Below are 7,776 nucleotides of genomic sequence, written 5' to 3' on the forward strand. Positions count from 1 at the left end.
AGCGCAACCAGCGTCATCGGCAGCAATCCGCGAAGGATCAGCTGTCGATGCAGGGGCGCGGGCCTTGCGGGCGGATGCGGCGACGCGTTCATGACAACGAATCTATGAAACGCGCGTTCGATGCGCGATAGACAAGGGGACCTAGGCTGCCCGTCTATACCTTATGGCCTAGGCCCGTTGGACGGCTATTTGCCGTCGAGTTGCTTCACGACCGCATCGTGGTCGACCTTGATCTTCTGGAAGCGCGCCTCACGCGCGGCTTCGCTGACCCACTGCGCACTGGTGGCGCGGCGCTTCTCCAGCGAATATTCGATATCGACGAAGGGCACGAGCACGGCGTTATCAGCCCGCGCGAATCCGCTGATGTCGTGGATGAGCTTCAGGTTCGCTTCTTCGCGCGAACCCTCCTTGCCCTTGCCATAGCTGGTAATGAAGGTGGCCACGCGCTCGCGTAACGCAAGCGGAAGGTCGTTACGGATCACGATCACCGCATGGGGAATAAGCGAGGACTTCCAGAGCACGCGCAGGCGCGCGTACTGGTCGGGAAAATGTTGCTTGAAGCGTTCCAGGTCCGCCGTGTTGTTGGTGGCGACGTCCACTTCGCCGTTGGCAACGGCCAACGCATTGTTCTGGTGGTTGTCGATGTGCACGCTGGCGAAGAAGGTGTCGGAGTCCACGTTCCGTGCCGCGAACAACTGGGTTTCCGGAACGAGATAGCCGGACACCGAAAGCGCTTCGCCGCGGGCGAAGCGCCATTTACCCGGCTTGGCGAACAGCTGGTCGACCGTACGCAGGCGCGAGTCCGCTGCCACGAGCACCACGGCGTAATAGCCTTTCGAGCCATCGCCGCGGGTCAGCTGCCCGATCACCTGCATGTTTTGCCCGGTGACGGCGTCCAGGGCGAGCCGCCCGGAGAGGAAGGCGATATCCACCCTCTGCTCGCTGATGGCCTGAGCGATGCCTTCGTAGGTCGTGACGGAGACCGCGCGGACGGGGCGGGCGAGCGCCTTGCTCAAGTCGTCGAGCATGGGGCGCCACGCCTCCAGCGACTCGGCGGGACCCCCGATGGGAAGAATGCCGAAGGTGAGCGGGGCATTCGGATCGACATCGCCCTGCGCGGGACCGGCCGCCACGGCGGGACCCGAGCAAAGGACGCACGCCAGCCATGCGCAGAACCCCGCGCGCACCCAGCCTCTCGCCGCGCTCTTCACGCCTGCCCGCATCGCGCCTGCCTCGCGTGGATGGTGTTTTAGCTAGTCGCCCAGGTGCTGTGCGGCAACCAGTGCCTCCAATCGGTTCCGCACATGTAGCGCACGGAAGATCGCGGCAAGGTGAATCTTGACGGTGCCTTCGCTGATGCCCAACTCGCGGGCGATCAGCTTGTTCGGCCGGCCCTTGGCCAATAGCTTGAGTACGTCGATCTGGCGTTCGGTGAGGACCGTGGCCAGGCGCTCCTTGGTCGTCAGTCCATCGCTGCCGTTGGCCTTGGAAAAGAACGGAACGGGAATGCTCGATACGGCGGCATCCATAGCTTCCGGTGGTACGTAGATACCGCCGGAGACAGCCAGACGCACCGCGTTCAGGACGACGTCCGGACTTGAGGTCTTCACGATGTAACCCTGCACGCCAAGTTCGAGCATATGGCGAATCGCAGCGGGGTCGCTGTTTCCGGACAAGACAAGGACAGCACGCTTGCGCGCAGTACGGGTCCCGATCAAGTCGGCGGCGAGGCGGCGTTCGTCATCGGTCAGATCCGGGCTTTCGCTGTCCTGGCTGGTGACCTTGTCGTTGGCGTCGGCGAGTTTCTCCAGCGCCCTTTGAATATGTTCGACGCCGTTGGCGTCCGGCATGCCTATGTCRATCAGGGCGACATCGGGGAGGGGCAGGCGATCGAGTTGCGCATAGAGATCAGCGACCGTCTGGGCCTCGACAAACTCGACGTCCTCACCCAATTCCCTCAACTTGAGCTTGACGCCGTCGATGATGAACCGGTGATCGTCCGCGATCAGAACACGCATGCCTTTCCTCCGCCCGCACTACCGCGAGCATCCCCGTTCTTGGAAACATAGCCCTCCGGGCGCCTCGCGGCAAGCCAGCCATCTGGTTCAGACGGGTGCATGATGGACGGTCCAGGCCGAAACCATGACATCGTGCAGGCGTTCGGGCGAAACGGGCTTGTAGAGAACCTGCGTGGTGGTCTGGTCGACGTTGCGCAGGAAGTCCCCGCGGGTTTCGCCGGTGATCAGCACGCGGGCAAACGGTGGTGGGTCGCCGGGCCGGCGGCGATAATAGCGATCGAGCAGGTCGATGACGTCCAGGCCGGTGCCCTCGCGGAGCCGCAGGTCGGAAATCACGATATCCGGCGGCTGCATCCACTGGTGCACCGCCTCCATGGCCTGCTGCGCATCTTCGGCAGTCATCACCTCGCAGCCCCAGCTGCCCAGCAGAAAACTGATCCCGGCGAGGATGCTGGGCTCGTCGTCGATCACCAGGACGCGCATGCCAACAACGTCCCGCGGCGCGGGGCTGCCCGTCGTCGCCGCGACCGGTGCCTCGATCTTCCCTGGCTGGACCTCCGGCAGCGTGATCGAGAACACGCTGCCCTTGCCCGGCTGCGAGCGCACCATGGCGCGCGTGCCAAGCAGGCCCGCCAGGCGCTGCACCGTGGACAGGCCCAGCCCCAGTCCGCGCCGCGTGCTCTCGGGACGCCCGGCTTCCGGGCCGCTCTCGACCCGGTAGAACTCGTCGAAAATGTGCTGGAGATGCTCCGGGCCGATACCCAGGCCCGTATCCCACACATCCACGCGGACCGTGCCATCGGGACGCCGGCGTGCACCCACCAACACACCACCGCAGCGGGTATAACGCAGCGCATTGCTGACCAGGTTGTTGAGGATGCGCGCGACCATGGTGCGGTCACAGCGTACCCAGAGGCCGGTCGTCCGCACGACCAGACGCAGTTCGTGCTGTTCGGCCACCATGCGGAAATTCACGCTGACCTCTTCAAAAACCTCGTCCAGCGGAACATCGCGGAGCACGGCCGGCATGGCACCGGTCTCCAGGCGAGAGAGGTCGAGCAGCTCGCTGAACAGGTGGTCCAGCGCTTCCACGCACTCCTGGATGTGGGCGATACGATTGAGCCGTACCGGGTCGTACTCGTCCACGGCGAGGCCGGAGGAAAACAGGGTGAGCGCGTAGAGTGGCTGGCGCAGGTCATGCGATGCGGCGGCAAGAAAGCGCGCCTTCGCCACGCTGGCGGCCTCGAGTGCGGCGTTCTTCCGGGCGAGTTCTTCCGTGGCCATGGCGATCTCGCGTTCCATCCCGATCTGCGCATGCAGCAGCTGCGAGGCAGCGCCGTTGAAGCCTCGCTGGAGGTCACCGATCTCGGTATCGTCGGTGACCGGGACCACCACGGTACGGTCGCCCAGGCCGAGTTGGCGAACCGCAATGGCGAGATTGCGCAGCGGTGCACTCAGCCAGCGCGCCGTGGACCAACCGATCATCACCGCGATGAACAGGCTGAGCGCCAGCCAGAGGAGGGCGTTGTTTACGCTGGTTCGTTGCGCGGCGATAGCGTCCTCGACGCTGACATCGACCGTGACCGAGCCGACGACGCGATGACTTGTCGGGTCCAGCACCTCGCGCGACACGGTGAGATTGTCATCGTCGTCGATGGTTCCGTTCACACGGTCCGCAATGATCTCGCCATCGCGGTCGCTGATGCGAACCCGTGCTACCTGGGGCAGCTGGACGATCGATTGGGAAATATGCGAAATCTCGCGCCGCTCGCCGTTGCGCAGGGCTTCGCCGGAGACACTGGCGGCCTGTTGGGCAATGGCGTCGGCCGTGGAGCGGCCCATCTCGTGGAGGGTATCCATCTGATGGCGGGTGAGCAGGGTAACCAGCAGGACCGCACTGATGGCGGTGGGTACGAGCGCGACACACGTCAGGCGCTGCACAAGTGAAGTGCGGCGCCAGACCCGTTCCAGCCACGTAACCGATACGTCGCGCATCTGTCTCCCCTTGCGTGCCCCTCCCGGGCGACGCGAGGCTACAGCCTAACGCAGTTCAACGCGGCTGGCGTCAGCGGTGGGGACGGCGCCGACGCCGGTCGCGAAGGCTCTTTATCGCCAGCGGAAGCACGCTCAGCGCAGCGAACGCGGCCAGCGGGAGCAGGATCCTGCCGTCGAGAAGTCGCGCCAGGGTGAATGGTGCGCTGCCGCCGAACGTGTCGCCGAGACCGGCCCCGACCGCGGTTTCGGCCACGAGGGACACTGTCCCGCCCAGCCAGGTGGCGCCCAGGAACAGCCATAGCGGGCAACGCAACCAGGCCAGAGCCACCGTCATGGCGCCCAGCGGCACGACGGGAATGAAGCGCAGGGCGAGGGTGTAACTGACCGGATGCGCGGAGAACCCGGTACGCATGCGCGTCGCAAGTTCCGGTGGCTGGCGGCCACCCGCGCCAAACGCATAGCGACTGGCAAGGAAGAGAAGGAGTGAGCCGAGCACGAGGGCGACGGACGACAGGGCCGTGCCTTCGGCGATGCCGAACAGCAAGCCACCTGCGAGGATGATGACGATCGTTCCTGGCACGCCGGTGGAAATGGCCAGGGTAAGCAGACCCGTATAGGCCAGCCGCGACATGACGGGATGCTCGGCGATCGCGCCGCGCAAGGCACCCTCTTCGGCGAGTAGCCGGGTCGGGTGGAAGCGGTCGAGCGCACCGCTACCGAGCATCACCGCGCCAGCGATCAGCAGCAGCAAAAGCGGCAGCGCGGCACGCCAGCGACTCACCCGGGAAGGACCGGTTTCAATAGCTGGCGCCCGATTCGCCGTAGCGGCGGAGCACGTCCCGTGCCTCGTCCCGGCAGATGTCGCGACGCACGGCAATGCCGCGACGCTCGAGCTCGCCGATCCAGTCGGCGGGCAGCGGGCCTTCGTCGAATGGCGTGAGCTCCTCGACATCCTCCGAGCGTGCGCCAATGAGCAGCTCGTCCACGCCCGCCCACACTGTGGCGCCGTAGCACTGGCAGCACGGCTGCGAACTGGTGGCGAGGACGAACCGGCTGCCGTCTTCATTGAGGCGGAAGCGCTGCAGGCGCTCCTGCGCGGTCATGTACGCCATCATTTCCGCGTGGGCCACCGAACAGGCATGAGGCACCACGCGATTCACCCCCACGGCGACGATCCGGTCGTTGCCGTCGAACACCACGGCGCCGAAGGGACCGCCCGTGGCGAGGTCGATGTTGCGTCCCGATAGCTCGATGGCCAGGCCGACCTTGGCCTCGTCACCCGCATACGTGGCCGAGGTGTCCACGGCTTCATGGACCCAGGCGGGCAGGGTGAGATGGACTTGTGCGTACAGCATCAGGCCTGCTTCGCCCAGGAGTCGCGCAGCGTCACGACGCGGTTGAACACGGGCGTGCCGGGCGTGTGGTCGTGCATGTCGGCGACGAAGTAGCCGAGACGTTCGAACTGAAGGCGGTCCTCGCGCGCGGCGCCCGCGGCGGCCGGCTCCACGTAACCGTGGACGACGCGGCGCGAATGCGGGTTGATGTGGTCCTTGTAGGTCTTGCCGTCRCTGTCGTCGTCCGGATCCGCGGCGTCGAACAGGCGGTCGTACAGGCGCACGATGGCGGGAACGGCGTCACGCGCACTGACCCAGTGAATGGTGCCCTTGATCTTGCGATCGGCACCCGGCATGCCGGTCCGGCTTTCGAGGTCGAGGGTGCAGCGCAGCTCGGTGATCTCGCCGTTCGCGTCCTTGACGACCTCGTCGCACTTGACGATCCCGACGCCGCGCAGACGCACTTCCCCCTCCGGCTTGAGGCGATGAAAGCCCTTCGGCGGCACTTCCGCGAAGTCTTCGCGTTCGATCCACAGCTCGGGCGAGAACGGAACGCTGCGTGTGCCGAAGCTCTCGTCCTTCGGATGGTTTGGGAAGGTGAGCTGCTCGTGGTGGGTTGCGTCGAGGTTGGTGATGACGAGCTTCACCGGGTCGATCACGGCAAGGCGGCGCGGCGCGACGGCGTCGAGATCCTCACGCACGGCGCCTTCGAGGACACTCATGTCGATCGTGCTGTTCTGCTTGCTGACACCGACGCGCTCCCAGAAGAGGCGGATGCCGGCGGCGGTGAAGCCGCGCCGGCGTACGCCGGCGATCGTCGGCATGCGCGGGTCGTCCCAGCCGTCGACGAGGTTTTCGGACACCAGGGTGATCAGCTTGCGCTTGCTCATCACCGTGTAGTTGAGGTTGCCGCGCGAGAACTCGATCTGGCGGGGTTTGCTGGGCGAGGTCGGCAGGCCGGCGTCGACCAGGGGCTGCCACAGTTCCGGATCGTGCGCGAGGTCGACCTTATCCACGCACCAGTCGTACAAGGGGCGGTGGTCTTCGAATTCCAGCGTGCAGAGCGAATGGGTGATGCCTTCGAGCGCGTCCGAGAGCGAATGCGCGAAGTCGTACATCGGATAGATGGGCCATGCGTCGCCGGTGTTCTGGTGATGCACCTTGCGCACGCGGTACAGCGCGGGATCGCGCAGGTTGATGTTGCCCGCGGTCATGTCGATCTTCGCGCGGAGTGTCTTGCTGCCGTCGGCGAACTCACCCGCACGCATGCGCTGGAACAGGTCGAGGTTCTCCTCGACGCTGCGATCGCGGTAGGGCGAATTCCGGCCCGGCTCGGTCAGGGTGCCGCGGTACTCGCGCACTTCCTCGGCCGAGAGATCGTCCACATACGCCACGCCCAGGCGGATCAGCTTGAGCGCCGAACGATAGAACACTTCGAAGTAATCCGAGGCGTGGCGCAGCTCGGCCCACTCGAAGCCGAGCCATTTCACATCGCGCTGGATGGCATCGACGTACTCGACGTCTTCCTTCGACGGGTTGGTGTCGTCGAAGCGAAGGTTGCAGGTGCCGGCGAACTCGGTGGCGAGTCCGTAGTTCAGGCAGATGGACTTGGCGTGACCCAGGTGCAGATAGCCGTTGGGCTCAGGCGGGAAGCGGGTGTGGATCACCGTGTGCTTGCCGGAAGCCAGGTCCTCGCGGACGATCTGGCCGATGAAGTGCTGCTGCAGGACGGGCGTTTCGGTCGACATCGCAAAGGACTCGGAGGATGGGCACGGCAAACATCCGAGTTTACCTTAGGCGCGTAGCGCTTGCCGCCGGGCGGCCGCGCGGGTAGCTTCCTACCATGCGTATCGCCTATCACGCCGAATCCCTGATTGACGCCCATCTGGTTAAGAATGCACTCGAGCAGGCGGAGATTCCCGCCTTCATCGCGGGTGAATTTCTGACCGGTGCGGTCGGGCAGCTTCCTGCGCGGGACTTCCTCGCCGTCATGGTGCCCGAGGCGGCCGCGGAAGCGGCCGAGGCGATCGTCCGCGTCATCGACGGTCAACTTGCCGAGGCGCGAATCGCCGCGGCCTCCGACGACGATTTCGGCGCCGCCACCTTTCCGGCCTGAGCGCCGCGATACTTTCCAGGATCAATGCCATGCAGGCCCATGTTTCCAAGGCCATCACCGACCTTGTCCGCGACGTGCCCGACTTCCCGCGTCCGGGCATCATGTTCAAGGACATCACCCCCATGCTCGCCGACGCCGCGGCGTTCAGCGCCTGCATCGATGCGCTGTGCGCGCCAWGGCACGGGCTAGGGATCGGCGCCGTCTGCGGTATCGAGTCGCGCGGCTTCATTTTCGGCGCGGCCATGGCGCGCGCGCTCAACGCCGGCTTCGTTCCGCTGCGCAAGGCCGGCAAGCTGCCACCGCCCGTCGTGGG

General features: G+C 65.6%; 8 protein-coding genes. 2 read left to right on the forward strand and 6 right to left on the reverse strand.

Annotated features, from left to right (window positions below):
• Nucleotides 1-185: 185 nt before the first annotated feature.
• The 6 genes from phnD to AC1DT2_RS11725 all read right to left on the reverse strand — a co-directional run bounded on the left by phnD (nt 186) and on the right by AC1DT2_RS11725 (nt 7,095).
• Nucleotides 186-1,223 (reverse strand): phosphate/phosphite/phosphonate ABC transporter substrate-binding protein, encoded by a 1,038-nt coding sequence (gene phnD / locus AC1DT2_RS11700; protein WP_477296350.1) that lies wholly within the window; start codon nt 1,221-1,223, stop codon nt 186-188.
• A 30-nt stretch (nt 1,224-1,253) separates the two neighbouring features.
• Nucleotides 1,254-2,018, reverse strand: coding sequence for a LuxR C-terminal-related transcriptional regulator (locus tag AC1DT2_RS11705; RefSeq protein ID WP_063571775.1), 765 nt, complete (start codon nt 2,016-2,018; stop codon nt 1,254-1,256).
• An 87-nt stretch (nt 2,019-2,105) separates the two neighbouring features.
• Nucleotides 2,106-4,013: an ATP-binding response regulator gene (locus tag AC1DT2_RS11710; RefSeq protein ID WP_477296352.1), complete on the reverse strand. Its 1,908-nt coding sequence runs from the start codon at nt 4,011-4,013 to the stop codon at nt 2,106-2,108.
• 70 nt (nt 4,014-4,083) lie between these two features.
• A complete protein-coding gene (locus AC1DT2_RS11715) occupies nt 4,084-4,794 on the reverse strand; it encodes a TVP38/TMEM64 family protein (protein WP_477296353.1) in 711 nt (236 codons plus the stop codon).
• Nucleotides 4,795-4,810: 16 nt separating this feature from the next.
• A complete protein-coding gene (locus tag AC1DT2_RS11720; protein ID WP_477296354.1) occupies nt 4,811-5,368 on the reverse strand; it encodes a nucleoside deaminase in 558 nt (185 codons plus the stop codon).
• Nucleotides 5,368-7,095 carry a glutamine--tRNA ligase/YqeY domain fusion protein gene (locus AC1DT2_RS11725; RefSeq protein ID WP_477296355.1) on the reverse strand — a complete coding sequence of 576 codons (1,728 nt, stop codon included), beginning with the start codon at nt 7,093-7,095 and terminating at the stop codon, nt 5,368-5,370. The genes AC1DT2_RS11720 and AC1DT2_RS11725 overlap by 1 nt, the downstream gene beginning before the upstream one ends.
• A gap of 95 nt (nt 7,096-7,190) precedes the next feature.
• Between AC1DT2_RS11725 and AC1DT2_RS11730 the strand changes: the two genes are divergently transcribed.
• On the forward strand, nt 7,191-7,463 hold the full coding sequence (locus tag AC1DT2_RS11730; RefSeq protein WP_213948585.1) for a putative signal transducing protein: 273 nt from the start codon (nt 7,191-7,193) through the stop codon (nt 7,461-7,463).
• A 29-nt stretch (nt 7,464-7,492) separates the two neighbouring features.
• Nucleotides 7,493-7,776: type I phosphoribosyltransferase (locus AC1DT2_RS11735; RefSeq protein ID WP_477296356.1), on the forward strand; the 284-nt coding region annotated here is incomplete at its 3' end.

The sequence above is a fragment of the Luteibacter sp. P4_E6 genome (genome assembly GCF_056401535.1).

What these genes read in the sequence shown, in the direction of transcription:
- AC1DT2_RS11720 (WP_477296354.1), bottom strand. Translation starts at nt 5,368, where the DNA reads ATGCTGTACGCACAAGTCCATCTCACCCTGCCCGCCTGGGTCCATGAA.
- phnD (WP_477296350.1), bottom strand. Translation starts at nt 1,223, where the DNA reads ATGCGGGCAGGCGTGAAGAGCGCGGCGAGAGGCTGGGTGCGCGCGGGG.
- AC1DT2_RS11710 (WP_477296352.1), bottom strand. Translation starts at nt 4,013, where the DNA reads ATGCGCGACGTATCGGTTACGTGGCTGGAACGGGTCTGGCGCCGCACT.
- AC1DT2_RS11730 (WP_213948585.1), top strand. Translation starts at nt 7,191, where the DNA reads ATGCGTATCGCCTATCACGCCGAATCCCTGATTGACGCCCATCTGGTT.